Origin of the sequence: Halorubrum persicum (assembly GCF_002727125.1) — an archaeon.
In the GTDB taxonomy this organism is placed as follows: domain Archaea; phylum Halobacteriota; class Halobacteria; order Halobacteriales; family Haloferacaceae; genus Halorubrum; species Halorubrum persicum.
The window spans coordinates 1-16,093 of sequence record NZ_NHOA01000024.1 but is presented as its reverse complement, the minus strand read 5'-3'; the positions used below and the strand labels follow the sequence as shown (position 1 = coordinate 16,093).

General features: G+C 61.6%; 12 protein-coding genes and 1 tRNA gene. 6 read left to right on the top strand and 7 right to left on the bottom strand.

Going from position 1 to position 16,093, the window contains the following annotated elements:
- Window positions 1–201: 201 nt before the first annotated feature.
- The gene (locus DJ69_RS03780) at window positions 202–531 is read left to right on the top strand and encodes a DUF5827 family protein (protein ID WP_099254370.1); all 330 of its coding nucleotides are present in this window, start codon (window positions 202–204) and stop codon (window positions 529–531) included.
- On the top strand, window positions 528–1,433 hold the full coding sequence (locus DJ69_RS03775) for an ATPase (RefSeq protein ID WP_099254369.1): 906 nt from the start codon (window positions 528–530) through the stop codon (window positions 1,431–1,433). The genes DJ69_RS03780 and DJ69_RS03775 overlap by 4 nt, the downstream gene beginning before the upstream one ends.
- Before the next feature lie 71 nt (window positions 1,434–1,504).
- Here the strand turns inward: DJ69_RS03775 and DJ69_RS03770 are convergent, their stop codons facing one another.
- Together DJ69_RS03770 and DJ69_RS03765 are read right to left on the bottom strand one after the other, a co-directional pair.
- A complete protein-coding gene (locus DJ69_RS03770) occupies window positions 1,505–1,987 on the bottom strand; it encodes a hypothetical protein (RefSeq protein WP_099254368.1) in 483 nt (160 codons plus the stop codon).
- A gap of 136 nt (window positions 1,988–2,123) precedes the next feature.
- Window positions 2,124–2,471: a 4a-hydroxytetrahydrobiopterin dehydratase gene (locus DJ69_RS03765; RefSeq protein ID WP_099254367.1), complete on the bottom strand. Its 348-nt coding sequence runs from the start codon at window positions 2,469–2,471 to the stop codon at window positions 2,124–2,126.
- 259 nt (window positions 2,472–2,730) lie between these two features.
- Here DJ69_RS03765 and DJ69_RS03760 point away from each other — a divergent pair, with 259 nt between their 5' ends.
- Both DJ69_RS03760 and DJ69_RS03755 read left to right on the top strand, forming a co-directional pair.
- Window positions 2,731–3,732, top strand: coding sequence for a tyrosine-type recombinase/integrase (locus tag DJ69_RS03760; RefSeq protein WP_099254366.1), 1,002 nt, complete (start codon window positions 2,731–2,733; stop codon window positions 3,730–3,732).
- 271 nt (window positions 3,733–4,003) lie between these two features.
- A complete protein-coding gene (locus DJ69_RS03755) occupies window positions 4,004–5,653 on the top strand; it encodes a hypothetical protein (protein WP_218962296.1) in 1,650 nt (549 codons plus the stop codon).
- Between the two features lie 677 nt (window positions 5,654–6,330).
- Here the strand turns inward: DJ69_RS03755 and DJ69_RS03750 are convergent.
- The 3 genes from DJ69_RS03750 to DJ69_RS03735 form a co-directional block, all read right to left on the bottom strand.
- Window positions 6,331–6,516 carry a hypothetical protein gene (locus DJ69_RS03750; protein WP_394338349.1) on the bottom strand — a complete coding sequence of 62 codons (186 nt, stop codon included), beginning with the start codon at window positions 6,514–6,516 and terminating at the stop codon, window positions 6,331–6,333.
- Window positions 6,517–6,821: 305 nt separating this feature from the next.
- Window positions 6,822–10,658, bottom strand: a complete 3,837-nt coding sequence (locus DJ69_RS03740; RefSeq protein ID WP_099254363.1) for an Eco57I restriction-modification methylase domain-containing protein — start codon at window positions 10,656–10,658, stop codon at window positions 6,822–6,824.
- Window positions 10,659–11,214: 556 nt separating this feature from the next.
- A tRNA-Val gene (locus tag DJ69_RS03735) sits at window positions 11,215–11,289 on the bottom strand.
- Between the two features lie 169 nt (window positions 11,290–11,458).
- Here DJ69_RS03735 and DJ69_RS03730 point away from each other — a divergent pair.
- Complete coding sequence (locus DJ69_RS03730) at window positions 11,459–12,580, top strand: M24 family metallopeptidase (protein WP_099254362.1); 1,122 nt, start codon at window positions 11,459–11,461, stop codon at window positions 12,578–12,580.
- Between the two features lie 33 nt (window positions 12,581–12,613).
- On the opposite strand, the gene DJ69_RS03725 is transcribed toward DJ69_RS03730, so the two are convergent.
- On the bottom strand, window positions 12,614–14,002 hold the full coding sequence (locus DJ69_RS03725; protein ID WP_099254361.1) for an NAD(P)/FAD-dependent oxidoreductase: 1,389 nt from the start codon (window positions 14,000–14,002) through the stop codon (window positions 12,614–12,616).
- A gap of 194 nt (window positions 14,003–14,196) precedes the next feature.
- Between DJ69_RS03725 and DJ69_RS03720 the strand changes: the two genes are divergently transcribed.
- Complete coding sequence (locus DJ69_RS03720; protein WP_099254360.1) at window positions 14,197–15,552, top strand: sodium-dependent transporter; 1,356 nt, start codon at window positions 14,197–14,199, stop codon at window positions 15,550–15,552.
- Between the two features lie 69 nt (window positions 15,553–15,621).
- Here the strand turns inward: DJ69_RS03720 and DJ69_RS03715 are convergent.
- Window positions 15,622–16,093 (bottom strand): glycerophosphodiester phosphodiesterase (locus tag DJ69_RS03715; RefSeq protein ID WP_144050377.1); only part of this gene is annotated, 472 nt, incomplete at its 5' end.

Genomic DNA, 16,093 nt, shown 5'->3' with positions numbered 1-16,093 from the left:
TGGGAAGAGCCGTCGACCCGATACGAGCAGGCCGTCGAACTCTTCGAGTAACGTTCCACCGGACCGCGCCCGGACGCGCGTCGAACCCCGAATTTTTTCGCACCCGACCCACAGAGCGTTAGCGCCGTCTCCCGGACCGCAGAGTGGTTCGTCGCCGCCCGTATCGGCAGCGTTTACGGACGCGACGCCGTAGCGGCGCCCATGCCCGAGCCGAAGTCGACGTTCGACGCGACGTATCCGTGTGACTTCTACGAGCCGGCGGAGCTGTTCGAGCCCGATCAGATGTACACGGTCCCGGAGATCGCCCGGCTGCTACAGGAGTTGGAGCCCGACGCCGAGATCGACCCCGACACCGAGGCCGTGCTGATCGACTGGGCGATCCCGTGGGTGATGACCCACGCGGACGATCTCGTGATCGCGGAGCCGCTGGCTGAGGACGGTCCCGGCTACTACGGGGTCGCGCCCCACGCCGTCGACGGCGGAGAGAGCGACGGAGAGGCCGAAAACGCTGACCTACGAGACGGAGCGTGAGCCGGGAGCGATCCGACGCGACGGTGGTCCTCGTCGCCGGCGGCGCCCGCGTCGACGCCGGCAAGACGACGTTCTCGACCGGGTTGGTGGCGAGCCTCGCCGACCGGGCCGGCGACGCGATCGGCGTCAAACCCCGCGCCGGCAACGACTACTGGTACGACCACGACGACTACCGGATCGCGAGCGATGCGGGCCGGCTCTACGGGAAAGACGCGCGACGACTCGCGGCAGCGAGCACGCGCTCGCTGCCGGTGCCCGACGAGCGGCGCCGGCCCGAGGCGGTCACCCCGGAGTCGATCAATCCGGTCCACCGCCTCTGGCGGCCGACACCCGGCCGGACCGGGATGCTCGGCGACACGGACCGGACGTTTCTCTGCGATCGGGTGACGACCGAGGACGGGTCCCGGTTCGTCGTCAACGGGGCGGCGGAGGCGGCGGGACTCCTCCCCGACGGCCTCACCGACCGACTCCCGCTCGCGGCGGCCACCAGAGTCGACGACGTGGCGGCGTTCAACGACGTGATGGCGGCCGACTACCTCCCGGCGTTCGACCGGATCGCGGCGCGGGTCGCGGCCGCGACGGTGCCCGTCGTCGTCGAGTCGTACGCGGACATCGCCGGGGCGCTCCCGCGAGAGGGGCCGGTCGCGCCCGACGCGGTGGCGGTCGTCGATCCCGGTCGTGCGCGCGTCTACGCCGGCGACCGATACGCGAAGGCGCGGACGGTCGCGTCCGGCAGCCCGCGCGAGGGGACGATGGAGGAGCACACCGGAACCGTCACCGAGATGATCGAGCCGCTGGCGACCGTCGATCTACCGGCGCTCTCGAGCGACGAGCGCGGCGACCCGGCCCGCGTCGCGGAGCGCTACGGGCACGCCTACGAGACGCTGTTGGAAGCGGTTTAGCGGGGAATCGAAGCGAAGTCGGTCCCCGATCCGCGCGGGAAGGCGGTCGGAGCCGAACGCCGACGGTCGGATCAGGCGTTCCGCTTCGAGTAGTGGTCGATGGCGGACTCGATCGAGGAGAGATCGGCGTTCACTCGGCTGTCGGCGACGCGCATGAAGCCGGGGGTGTACGACTTGGAGTAGTCGAAGATGGCGTTGACCGCACGTTTCGGGGCGGAGACGGCCGCGAAGTCGGTGACGGTGTACACGCGCGTCGTCGGGAACGCGGTCCAGAACGTGCTGGAGACCCAGCGGTCCTCGTCCTCGAAGGTGGTTCCCACCCGACCGGTGGCGAGGTACTCGCCGTCGTGGTAGAAGAGGAGGAGGTCCCCCTCGCTCATCCGCTCGAACGTCGAGCCGTTTCCGCTGTCGTCGTCGACGGCCCACAGGCGGGCCTCGTCGAGGTCGGCGAGGTCATCCGGCCGGTCGTCGTACTCGGTGAGGTCGACCGCAGACCGGACCGTTCGATCGAAGTTCTCCGGGTCAATCGGGACCAGGAAGACGTTCGCGCTCATTACTCCCATTTCCGTCGGGAGGGGTTTAAAGCCGTTCGTTGCCTCGCCGGCCAGCCGGAGCGGTTCGGTAACCATTCGACGGCGACACGGTGACCGCCCGCGGCGACTCGGCGTCTCCCTCCCGACTGCCCACGACTCAGTCGTCGTACGCGTCGTAGATCCGGTCCATCCGCGCGGCCATCACGAAGTCGGACTCGTGGAGCCCGCCGATGTCGTGGCTCCACATCTCGATCCCCACCTCGCCCCACGAGAGGTGGATGTCGGGGTGGTGCCACTCCTCCTCGGCGAGTTCGCCGACCTCGTTCGTGAACGCCAGCGCGCCGGCGAAATCGTCGAACTCGTAGGTCGCTTCGAGGTGGTGGTCGTCGACGACCTCCCAGTCCGGACCGAGCTCGGCGAGGTGGTCAGCGTACTCGTCGTCGGTCAGCGGTTCGGCTCCCTCGTCTGCGGGCTCGACCGGCTCGTCCGCAAGTGGTGATGACATGCCATACCGTTACACGACGAGCGGCTTGTACCTTCCGCGGATCGACTCGGGAAAAGGGTCACTCCTCCGACAACCTGGTCGAACATCGGTCGCTACCGAACTGGAATGAAGTAGAAGTGGGTTGGGGCAGATTTGAACTGCCGGCCTCCTCAGCGCCTCTCGTGCCCGCCTGCGGCGGATTCGGCGCTCCAGCCAAGTCAAGATCTGCGGTATAACGCCGCGCGCGTACCACACAGGGTCGGGCGATTCGGAAACACAGATGACCCGACAAATCGAACCCCAACGCGCAGTAGAACGGTATCTAAACGAACGCCGGGCAGACATTTCCGAGTCCACCTATTACAACCACTCCTCCCTGCTGTCACAGTTCATAGAGTGGTGCGACAACGAAGGTCTGGACTACGTCAACGAACTCGACGGATTCCATATCTCCGACTTCAAGATCCACCGTCGGGACGAGGACGGCATCAACAAAGTCACCCTCTATAACCAGATGACTGTCCTTCGCGTCTTTCTCCGATGGTGTGAATCACGCAGTCTGGTGGAAGGCCTCGCGGAGAACATCCTAATGCCGGTTCCCGAAGACGACTCTCGGGACACGATGATCGACTCGGAGACGGCGGCACAGATCCTCCAGTACCTCCAGAAGTACGAACACGGGACGTTGAAACATACGGTGTTCTCGCTCCTGTGGGACACGGGGTTCCGTGTAGGAACTCTCCGAGCGATCGATCTCGAAGACTACCACTCAGGGGAACAGTTCATTGAGGTGGAACACCGTGCGGAGACTGGTACACCGCTCAAGAACAAGTACGGAGCCGAACGTGAAGTGAACCTCCACGAGTGGGTGTGCGACGTGATCGACGACTACGTCGAGATGTACAGGCACGACGTAACCGATGACCACGGACGAAAACCGCTAATCACTACGGAACAAGGTCGTCCGGTTCGGTCGAACATACGCGGCCACATCAACTCGATGACGCGACCCTGCGTGCACGCGGACAACTGTCCTCACGGTAGAGATCCAGATAGTTGCGAAGCCGCACAGCGACGGGACGCGGCGGCACGGTGTCCCGGTTCAGTTCCCCCTCACGCAATTCGTCGTTCTGCGATCACGGCATGGCTCAACGACGGCCACACGAAGGAACTCCTCTCCGATAGGATGAACGTCTCCGTAAAGACGCTGGAGAAGCACTACGATGCTCGGACGGAGAGTGAAAAGCGAGAACTTCGCCGCGAAGAGTTTGGGATGGAGTAGCAACTCCGTTTCTTCAACTGCATCTCGCCCGCAACTCTGGGGGTTCGAGCGCCCAAGACTGTCCTCAATCTCCTTGATTTATTTGCTGGAATGACGACGCCGTCTGCGGATTTCGGTATCTATTTACGCTTGGACGTTGTTATTACAATGAAGGCAGATTCTCGCGGGACTCCCAACTTACGAGTCGCAACTATCGATGCCTCTCTGAGTGTCAGTTCATTGAGGCGAAGAGGATCGCGAATTGCTGAGAGCCTTCTTTAGCCTCTAACATATGAGTACAGATACATCTACGTCGACAACGTCATCCAGTACAGCGAAAACGTCGAATAATTATCGCGCGTGCGTCCAGTACGGTTTCCCTGAAGAAAAGGGGCCAAAGCGGGAACCGAAACTCCGAACGATCTTCGATCCCATTCCCGAGGGTGCCAATACTGCCAGCCCCATCTACAAGGTTCCGAGAGAGCAGTACGAGCGGCAAGACGAGTTCGAGACAGGTTACGAAATCAAGGGTGGTTCCTCGATAGCGAAGGAGATTCAGGACGAGTGTGAGGAGGATGACCGCGTACTCTGTCCCGTTCATATCGAATCCGACGCATACCACGAGGTGGGTCCGGACACGCTCATCACGTGGTTTCAGGAGTTCGTCGATGATTACCTCGAAGTCCCGTTTAACACGTGTACGCTCTACTTCTCGGGAAATCGATCCATCCACGTTCACGTTCCCCGGTTCGTCTCAGGAGAAGCGGATCGGGAACGGCTGAAAGAATTGGCTGAAGCCTTCTGCGAGGACGCAGACGCAGACCTCGATTTGGGGCTGTACTCGCGGAAGCGCCTATTCCGACTCCCCGGTGTCGAACATTCCAACTCCGGCATACCAAAGGTCGAGATCGAACCAACGTGGGACAGAACTCGCATCTTCCGTGAGGCAAACGGTACGAATCCAAACACGCCTGCAACGTATGCAGATGTGCTGTGGGATATGTTCGGACAGGAGAGCCTGACTGTCGGGACAGTTGGACCTGAAGTGAATCAACCGCAGAATCTGTTTCAGGTGCTTGATCCCGAGAAGACGCTCTTGGAGTTCGCGCACGATGAGCTGGAGAACGAGATCGAGACTCCACTCATCGAGCAGGTGGCGTATCCCGAAGACTCCGCTGACGTGCCGGAGTGGTCGATGTACAACACGCAGGAGTTCTCCCCGTATGCTCTCGCCTCCGGAAATCCTCGGAGTGTCGCCGCAGTGCGTGTCAAAGGCGGGCCATTCGCTCGCAGAGACAAGCGTGGAGGCGCGACGATGGTGCCAGCGTACTTCTATGGTGCTGTTGGGGGTGACGGTGAGTTCACCAAGCAGGACGTACACGCGCCGCTCCAGTTGTCGAAGAAGGACTACCGAAAGTGGGACTACGAAGTCGGCGAGAAGATCGTCATTATCGGCGGAAAGAGTGGGAGTTCTCGAATCTTCAGCGTCTCCTCGTGGGAAGCCACCGTTGTCGGCCATGCGCTTTTGAGCGAGGAGGGCGGTCGTGACACCGCACTCGACTGTCTCTCCGAGGAGGGGTATGATGTAGGCTCATCTGGTTCCGGTATGTCCAGCTCGCAGGAGACAACTACATCGAGGACGGCGACCTCTGACGAGGAATCGCGGACAATCTGGCCTGCCCGAGAGAACCCACAAACTGAAGCGGAAGCGCTTCAGCGGAAAGCTGAACAGGAAGGTATTGACACGCTCTCACACAAGGAGCGAATGCGTGTTGCGTGCCGCCATCTACAGTACGGCTGGAAACCAACGTGGGACTGGTTCAACGAACAGTTTGGATCAGACTTCAAACCGGATGTTACATCGAAGTTCCTTCGAGGGATAGTCGAGGAACCGAAGTTCAACGAATACGAAGATGTTGACGTTCCAGACAACCCCATCTAACTCTCATATACACATAACTGCTCTGTTGAATCCGCAGAAGGCGTCGGGATTAGGGTCACTCTGTCCTCAGTTCAGGAGCGCTGTCGAGAGAATTCAGAGATGGAATCTTGGCAGAGAGTGGAAGAATTGAGATCACAGGGTGGATCGATCCAACTCTTCGACGATGAGGTGCGAGATAATCGCGTCTCCAGAGATCGTGATCCCCGTGCCGTCATCGGATTCAACAGAGCACACATAACACACACCACCAACAACCACTAAGTTATGTTGCGAAATCGCTGTACTGCGACGGGGTAATTCTACCGGTTGTTAATATCACTTATAAACGAACGAGAGGCTTCCAGCAACCAACTTCCCTCAAGGAGGAATGACGCAGTCCCTACACGCTAACAGCAAGCTGGTCACGCCGTCTAAAGGCTCCGCGATGATTACCCGGTGGTACGTCATAGAACTACGTGAGAGGAAAGCAGGGAGCTGTCACGACCCCCCATACTCTCTGTTTCCAAGAACTCTATGCCGGGAATATCGCCCGGTCAGTAGCCCAAATTCCTGACCTCAGACGAGAAATTTCTCGGAGGGACTTACTTACATACGTAGCGGGCGCACTCGGTCGATGTTCCAACTGGTAGTTCGGTCCACCGAGTCGTGTTGCTTTCACGCCGTCTCGATGTAGTGGTTCACTCGGGATCACACACGACCTCTCGAAGTTCCTCGTAGAGATCGGGACGATGTTCCCGTAGTATCTCCATGTCAGTCGTCATCTCGTCCTCGATCTTCCGACGAACGCGAGAGATAGCCTGATACCGAAGGTCATCATCCGACTCACTCTCCCCCTCAATGAGTTCCCGCTCTCGATCTGTCAACAGAGCGCGTCGTGCCATAGTACGACTGTAAGCACAAGGTCGCGCTGGCGACCGTCGCCGGCCCCGTGGTGCTTCAAGCCGCTGTTGACTGCCCAACCCCCACGGTAGACGGTGGTGAAACCGCCCGGCAGACGTTGGAAGAACGACTCCGCGCCGACGGGGGAGCTATCACGGACGAAACTCCCGACGACTCCCTGCCGCTCAATGCGGAGGAATCAGGGGAGTGCGACTGTGCGGAACTATCCGACGACTTCCCCTGTTGGCCGTGCGTGAGAGACGGGAGGCAAGAACTCCCTGAGTAAGCCCTACGCAAGGTCGTCGTACTTCTCCAGTACCGACTCAAAGTAATCCTCGTTCATCAGGCGAGGATTTTGTACGCGGTGGAAGTCCTCAAGCACAAACGCCGTTTGTTCGCGGTCAAGCCCGTAGGCGTGGAATACGGCGGCGTCAAGTTCGGCTTGTGCCTCCCGGCGTTCGTCCATATTCGTCGCCGGCTCGATCCCGCCAAGTCGATCACGCATCTCCTCGAAGTCGTCGCCGTAGCAGTTGAGGCGGGCGGCCCGTGTCCAGATGTATTCGAACCACTCATCTCCCTCGGTTAGCGCCGGAGCCTGTGACTCCTCGAACTTGTACATCACAACGGTCGAATCTACCTTTGTCCGCATCAGGAAATCGAAGGGAAGGCTGTTGATGAGACCGAGCGCGACGAACAATTCTTTGTCCGTGAAGACACGCGAATAGGCGGAGTGTAGGGTATCTTCTTCAAGCTCGGCTTCGGTTGGTTCGATCGAGTAAGGGCGTACTGTGTGAAGCTTGTTGTGGCACACGATACCCTCCGGAATGACCGCTCCAATCAGTGTCCTCTCATCCGATGACCGGGCAATATCCCGGTATGCGATGCGATACTCGGTACAATCGAGTAGTACGTCATCTTCACTAAGCTCGCTCCCACGGTGTTCCGCCAGCAGGTCGTTGACGAACCCGACTTGCGACCCACTCCCGTCGAAGGCGTCGTACACGGCTCGCTTGAGCTTCCGGAACTGCTTCTCTCGAATACGACGCTTCGCACTTAGTTCGGGGTCTTTCTCTTCATCGACGCTCCAGAACTTGGGCGGGTCTGTCTCGAAGTACGTGCTATCGTGAACGAACTGGAAGATGTTACTCCCCCCAAGGACGGGATAGTCTCCCATCGAGGAGTCTTCTACGAATCGGTCGGCGTCATTAGTCCGGTCAAGTTCCCGGTAGGGTTTTGCGTGCCAACCTTCCCGTGATTCGTCGGCGATAGAGGGATGATTAAGCATGTTCGTCAGTACATCCACTTCTTCCTGCGAATCGACATAGGGAAAGATTCGGGCCTCGGGTGAGTACCGAGCCAGCACCAGACGGGGGATATTCAACGCCTTCTCGTCAAACTCGTCCAGAACCCCAACATCTCGTTGAAGGAATGTCGCCCGGAGGTCGTCCGTGTCTCCACCGTTCTCGAAGGACAATACGCCGAAGTTGTATCGGTTGTCGATTTCGGGGAAGATACCCTTGTTCTCGAAGGTAACGAGAGACTGAATGGTCGTCTCGTCAAGGAGGTGCATCCGGAGATCTTTCGCGGACGACCCGTTGAAGATAGCACCGGGAAGCACCTGTGCCACATAACCATCCCCTCGGGCGATTTGGAATACCCGTTCGAGGAACAGAGCGGACAAGTCGTTCTCGGTTCCTTCGGTGCGTCCTGCGACCGTGGGACGTTGTAGCTCGTAGGCGTCAGCGTTATTGAAGTAATCCGCCTGAACCTTGATCTTCCGCTTGTACTCCTCCCACGCCTCCGCAATCTCCGGGTCATCCAGTAGCTCCTCTTGCTTGGCGTCCTTCGCCTCGGGGAGACGCGTCCGAAATTCCCGGTCGTAGCGGGTGAAGAAGTCATCTCGGAGGGGTTTGATTCTGTCCCACGGCGGATTTCCAACGACCACGTCAAAGCCACCATCTGCGTACACTTCCGCGAACTCAAGCACCCAATTGAACGGTTCCAGTTCGGCCACCTTCTCGGGCTTGAGGTCGTCAATCCCCGCCTCTACGAAATCTGCGTGAATGTCGTCTATCAGTTCCTCACGGGCGTTTCGTAGCTTCTCAAAGGCGCGGCGGCGGTGTTTCTCCGCCATTTCGCTGTCGATAGCTTTCTCGTGTTTCTCGATTTCGTCAATAATGCCCTGATACCGGTCACGGACGCTGTCCTCGGTGAAACTCCCGAGACGGTATTGATCGTCGTCATTCATCTCGGGGAATCCCGTATATCCGATGAGGCTGTTCCCCTCTCGTAGATTGAACGCGATATTGGGGAGCGCGAGCGCGTCGTCATTTGCGAGGTCGTCCACGTTCTCCGTTTCGAGTTCGGAGATTACCGAGAGCCAGCACCGTAGTTTCGCTATCTCCACCGCCGGCCCCATCAGGTCAACGCCATAGATGTTGTTTAGGACGGTCGTCTTCTTCAAGCGGTACTCGTCAGGGTAGAACTCCATCCGTGCGTAGAGGGCCTTCCGGATGTTGACGATCTCTTCGAGGACGCTGGTAAGGAAGTGACCACTCCCACAGGCAGGGTCAACGACGCGGAACTCGTCAACTTCAGCGAGAAGGGAGTTTATGAGGTTCTCGATTCCCGGCAAATCCTCAACCAGTCCATACACAGAATCGTGCTTCGCTACCTCCGGTTCGTGCCAATCACGTTCTTCGACCAGATAGGTCTGGAAGCGGTCGAGTAGCGCTGGACGGACAGTTTCCTCGGCAGAGAACCGCGTTATTTCGCTCGGCGTGTAGTACGCTCCGAGTTCCTTGTTGGTGTCGGCGTTGTCGCTCGTGATGTAGTTGATCGTCTTCTCGAAGACGTTCCCGAGAACGCTTGGGTCGAGATCAGTCGGTGCGCCTTCTGCCGAGAAGCTGTATCGCTCCAGCAGTTTGATAATCGAGAACAGAACCGAGTTCCGAACGTCGAAGTCCTCCTCCTCGAAGTCGTCCCCGCTGATTGTGGGCCGGAAGAGACCGCCGTTGAGGTACGGGATGTTCTGGAAGAGATCGATGTTCTGAACCTCTTCGGGGCGGTCGTCCGGCTTGTTGTTCATCACGTCGTAGAACAGCGGTTGACAGAACTCTTCGTAGAACGAGCCGGCGTACATCCCGTTCTCGTAGGTATCTTTGAGTGTGCTGAGGAGGTCGGGTTCGACGAGTGTCTTGTCTTCGAGGAACTTGATGAAGACGAGACGGTTCATCAGCTCAACTGCGAATAGTCGAGCGTTGTCCTCGGTCGCTTCCTCAGGAACTACGACGCCGTCGCCGACGAGTGAACGGGCAGTTTCTTCCTCGTCGCTGACGATGCCGAAGACGTACCGGATGTAGTCGTCGTAGAACTCGTCGGTGATCTCCTCCTTCTTCTCCTTGATTACTTGGCGGGCGTCTCCCGCAATCGAGACAAAATTCTTGAACTCAAAGGTACGGATAAACCGGATGACGCGGTCACGGTCAGCGTCGAAGAGGGCTTCCGTGGGGTCGTCTCGTTTCCCGACTTGGTTCTCGAAGAGGGCGAGAAAGACAGGCTGTAAGTCCACCTCTTCGATGACGTTGAGTGTGTAGGAGTCGGGGTCATATCGGACGAAAACCCACCGGAGGCCATCTGTGGCGAAGCCGAAGTCTGACTCGAACTCTCGCTGGCTGAGCCAATCCCGGACTTGTCCAACCCCGTGCTTGCGGCTATCGAGGTCTTTATTGATGGGTTCAGCTTCGATGAGGAGCCGAGTAGAATCGATTTCGGGATGATCGCGGAGGGAGATAGTATAATCGGCGACCTGCGTTTGTCCACCGGAGAGTCCGCCGGCCTCAGTCGAATACTCGTGCCCCAGCGCATCGAGCAGGGGGTTGATGACGGCGTCCTGCGTGAAGGACTCAGGTTGGAGGCCGTCCCGGGTCATTCCACTCTTGAGCTGGTAGGAGCCTGCGCCGGCACGAAGCATCTTTTCGAGCTTTTCGTCCTCTATCTGATCACGGAGATTCGAAACGGCGGCGTCAATTGTCTTGATGAGACGGTCGGCTTCGTCATCGGCGACAGTCGTCTCGAAGGCGTCGGCAACGAACTCGGTGGGAACGGAGGAAGTGTCGGAAGACATGGAATCTGGATAGGTGGTATCCTATGCGGAAGTACTGTTAAACGTGGGGGTCCTCGATTTTGTTCTTCCTATCCATATTCAGTCACGATACCCCCAGACTTAGACTCCGAAACTCCCACCTCTATACCTGCCCAACGATCCAACACATTGAGTCGAAGTTAGTATCCCCACACTTCTCAACTTCACCTCTACTATCAGTATGACTCTACTCTTCCCACGTCTACACAACAACAAGGCCAACTAAGTTATGTTGCGAGAATCGCTGTATGACGGTGGGGTTATGAAATACAGAGATGATCTGGTATATAAAAGAAAGAACCCCAGATACGCCTTGTTGAATGTGGTCAGTTGGCTGTGAGGAGATCGTCGGTAATCACCCTCAATACGCAGTTACCGGCAGTTTATTATCACTTCCGTCTCTCCTTGAGAGTGAATCGCTGTACGGCTCTGTGGTGAGACGTGAAGCGTTGCTCCGCAGTTCAATTGAGAACGCTGGAAGGAACAAACCCCGGTACGGCGCGGGGACAGTCTCCTTGAGAAACGCGCGTAGCGCGAGTGGGTTGGGGCAGATTTGAACTGCCGGCCTCCTCCATGTCAAGGAGGTGTCATAACCGGACTAGACTACCAACCCGCAGGGGCTTACTGACGCATCTCTTCGTATCCGGGGGACATAATTGAACCTTTCGTTTCGGTCGCCTGCACGGGTTCGCAGTCAGCCGATTCTCCGGTTTCGGGCCGGGGTTTCCCGCGGATCGGAGCGGTTTCGACCGGTTTTACTGGTTCGGGCAGAGTCGTCAGGTATGGTCGATCTCGCCGCCCGCACCGAGAGGCTCGACGCGTATCTCGCCGAGCGCGGGCTCGAAGCGGTCTGGTTCGCCAAGCCGAACGGATTCGCGTGGCTCACCGGCGGCGACAACGTCGTCGACGCCGACGCCGACACCGGGATCGCCGCCGCCGGCTACGACGGCGAGATCAGAGCGATCACCGACAACATCGAGGCGGGTCGGCTCGCCGACGAGGAGCTCCCCGACGCCGTCGCCGTCGAGTCGTTCCCGTGGCACGCGAACTCGCTGGCCGAGGCCGTGGCGGAGCGCTCCCCGACGCCCGCCGCCGCCGACTTCGACGTGCCGGGGTTCGAGCGCGTCGACGGGAGCCGCCTCCGCCAGCCGCTCACCGAGGACGACGTCGAGCGCTACCGCGAGCTCGGACGCGAGGCCGCCGCCGCCGTCGAGACCGTCTGCCGCAACCTCGAACCGGAGGACCCGGAGTACGAGGTCGCCGCCGGCATCGACATCTCGCTGGCGTCCCGCGACGTCGACACTCCGGTCGTGCTCGTCGGGGGCGCGGAGCGCGCCCAACGGTACCGCCACTTCACGCCGAGCGACGCGGCGCTCGGCGACTACGCCCTCGTCTCCGTCACCGCCGAGCGCGCCGGGCTGTACGCGTCCCTGACACGCACCGTCGCGTTCGACGCCCCCGACTGGCTGGAGGAGCGTCACCGCGCGGCCGCCCGCGTCGAGGCGACCGCGATCGCCGCGACCGAAGCCGCCGCGGCCGGAGACCTCACCGACGCCGACGGACCGGACGCCGCCGGCGACGTGTTCGACGCGATCTGCGAGGCGTACGAGGCCGTCGGCTTCGCGGAGGAGTGGCGCGAACACCACCAGGGCGGCGCGGCGGGCTTCGCGGGCCGGGAGTGGATCGCGACCCCCGAGAGCGACCGGCCGGTCCGGTGGCCGATGGGCTACGCGTGGAATCCGACCGTCCGGGGAGCGAAAAGCGAGGACACCCACCTCGTGACGCCCGATCTGACCGAGACGCTGACCAAGACGGGACAGTGGCCGACACACGAGGTCGAGCCGGTCGATGTCGACGGGGTCGCGACCGACCCGCGGGAGCTCTCCGCGCCGGTCATTCGGTAGGACTCTCCGAGAACCGCAGAGCGCGACCCGCTCTCAGTAGACGTACTCGCTCTCGTCGATGCCGACGTAGTGCTTCTTCACGCGCCGTTTGTTCCACTTGTAGCCCACCAAGAGCTTCGCCGACTCCCAGCCGGAGCGGTACGGGTGCGAGAGCAGTCCGTCGCCGGCCTCCGCCGCGAGCATCGCGTCGGCCGCGCCGATGATCCGGTTCCAGTCGTCCGGACCGTACTCCGCGACCATGTCCGCCATCGTCACGTTCCGGACGATCTCGTCGCCGATCGCTTCCTTCCACCGCCGGTTGTAGGGGGCCATGTCGCCCGCGGCGGCGAGCTCGCCCGCGATCGCGCCGGTTCGGACCGCGACGTGGTCGCCCCCCTCGTGGAAGGCGGAGGTGGTGCCCATCGCGCCGCCGGCGACGGCGATCCCGGCCCCGGTCGGCGAGTCGATGGGGCGCGTCGAGGAGATCGGATACGTCTCGGTGCCGTTCCGCTTGCCAGCCTCATCGACGAGGGGGAACTCCTCGTCGATGTCGTACTCGTCGCCGTACTGCCACTCGAGGAGGCGGCGGACGTACTCGCCGCCCTGCGGAATCGACTCGTCGTCCGCGTCGAGCAGCGCGTATGCGTCGCGGTCGAATTCGTCGATGTCGAGGCCGATCGGCATCGTGAGCCCGATCCGACAGACTCGGTCGGCGTTCGGGAAGATCCACGGGTAAGCGGTCTCGCCGGGCATCACGCCCCACCAGAAGACGATGGCGTCGTTCACCTCCTCGTACACCTCCTCGGGGACGCGGCGGTACTCCTGATACGCGATGTGGTTGGCCGTCCGGGACGCGAGGCGGTCGGAGGCGGCGGCGTCCGCGGGGAGGTACTCGTCGAGCACCCTGTTCGTCACCGTTCGCTGAGGGCCGTCGGCGAGCACGACGAAGTCGGCGCCGACTGAGTCGCCGGAGGCGAGCTCCACGACGTGCCGGGGGTCGTCGCTCCCGGGCGAGACGGCGGGGTCGGTGTCGACGCCGCGGACCGACACGCCGGTGCGGTACTCGGCGCCGGCGTCCTCGGCGCGGTCGCGGAGCCAGTCGTCGAAGCGGGCCCGCTGAAAGGTGTAGCCGAAGTTGTCGTACGAGGAGTCGATCCCGGTGCTCGTGAGCGTCGCCGACTCGTCCGGGCCGCGGAACTCCGCGCGAGTCAGCTCCCGCTGGACGACCCCCTCGTCGAACTCGTCGGGGTGGATCCCCATGATGTCGACCCAGTAGTCGAGGATGCCCGCGGCGTCGGTCGAGTCGGGGCCGAGCCGGTCGCGGTCGGCGCGGGGAACCCCCTTTTCGAGCACGAGCGCGTCGGCGCCGCCGGTCGCGGCCGCGTGCGCTGCGGAGGACCCGGCCGGACCGCCACCCACGATTGCGACGTCTACGCGTTCCATATCCCGTGAGGTTTCCGTTCGGCTATTAAATTCACGGTCCCAGACGGGGCGACGGCGAAACCGATCGGGAGCCGACGCGACACGCCGAACCGCTCGCTCGAGAAGAGGTGACCAATTGATCATATTCGATGGTTAATGGTTAGAGCGGCGGAGAGACACGTTTTTAGCAGTCCTGAATTTTGTCTCGTACACACATGGCACGCGAGACATGGGCGACACGGGCGGGGTTCATCCTCGCTGCGGTCGGTAGCGCAGTCGGATTGGGGAACATCTGGCGGTTCCCGTTCATCACCGGTCAGTACGGCGGGTCGTCGTTTCTGATCACCTATCTGGCGTTCGTCGCGCTGATCGGGTTCCCGGCGATCCTCGTCGAGTTCGTCATCGGTCGCCGGACCGACCTGAATCCCGTGGGTGCGCTCCGGGAGCTGGGAAGCGGAGTCTGGTCGTACGCCGGTTGGCTGTTCGTCGTCACCGGCTTCATCATCCTGTCGTACTACAGCGTCGTCGCGGGGTGGTTCCTCCGGTACACCCTCATCGGCATCACCGAGGGATTCACGCTCACCGATCCGTCCGAGGCGAACGCGCTGTTCGGCACGGTCTCGACGGGCCTCGACACGCTCCTGTTCCACGCCGTGTTCATGGTGCTCGTCATCGGCATCATCGCCGCCGGCGTCAGGCGCGGAATCGAGCTGAGCGTGAAGATCATGGTCCCCGCGATCGTGGTGCTGCTCCTCGGGCTGGCCGCGTACGGGTTCACGCTCGACGGCGCGACCGCGGCGTACAGCTACTACCTCTCGCCCGACTTCGGGACGATCGCGGCCAACTGGACGGAGATCCTGCCGGCCGCCGCCGGGCAGGCCTTCTTCACGCTGTCGCTCGGGATGGGCGTGATGATCACCTACGCCTCCTACCTCGGCGAGGACCGGAACCTCGCTGCTGACGCCGGCATCATCGCATCGCTTGACACGCTCGTCGCCGTCCTCGTCGGCTTCGTCGTCTTCCCGGTGCTCTTCTCCGTCGGTATCCAGCCCGGGACGGGCGGTCCCGGCGCGATCTTCGTGAGCCTCACGTCGGCGTTCGCCGGGATCCCCGGCGGCCGGATCCTCGGCGTCGTCTTCTTCGGCATGGTCGGGATCGCGGCGCTCTCGTCGGCGATCAGCATCCTCGAAGTCCTCGTCTCGTACCTGATCGACGAGGTCGGCGTCGCCCGGATCCCGGCATCGGTCGCGGTCGGCGTCGCCGTCTTCCTGCTCGGCGTGCCGGTGACTATCGACCTGATCTTCCTCGACCTGTACGACAAGCTCGCCGACGGCATCCTGCTCGTGCTCGGCTCGCTGCTGTTGGCCCTGTTCGTCGGCTGGGTGATCCCCGATCTCGCCCGCGACGAACTGGAGAAGGGGATCGGCAGCCTCGGCGGCTTCGGCGACGCGTGGCTCTGGGCGGTCCGGATCCCGATCGTGATCGTCGTGATCGTCTCGCTGTACCTCGGGCTCGTCGACTACGCCGACTTCCTCACCGGGAGCTTCGCGGACTGGCTGGCGGCGCGATAAGCGGACTGCGACACCCATCACCCTCCCCGATTTCGGAAACTTCTCCTCCCGCGTTCACGGCCTCCCCGTTCACCGCTCTCGCACGGTCGAGTAGTCGGCGATCACCCCGTCGACGCCGGCCGCCGCGAGCCGGTCGGTCTGGTACCACGTCTCCACCGTCCAGACGTTCACCGCGAGTCCCGCGTCGTGCGCGGCGTCGACCACGTCGGCATCGCCGAACCGCGACGCGTCGAAGCACGGTGCTCCCCGAATCGCGTCGATCGGGGGGTGCACGGCGGCCGCGTCGTGTCGGCGGGCGATCGCCAGCGCGTCGCCGATCGACTCCGAGAACAGCGGTGCGACCGGATACTCCGACACCTCTCGGGTCGCGGCGAGCGCGGCCTCGTGAAACGAGGAGACCAGCAGGTCGTTCGCCCGCCGACACGACGCGGCCGCCGTGCACCCCCCGATCGACGCGATTCGGGGAGCACCGTGCTTCGACGCGTCGCGGTTCGGCGATGCCGACGTGGTCGACGCCGCGCACGACGCGGGACTCGCGGTG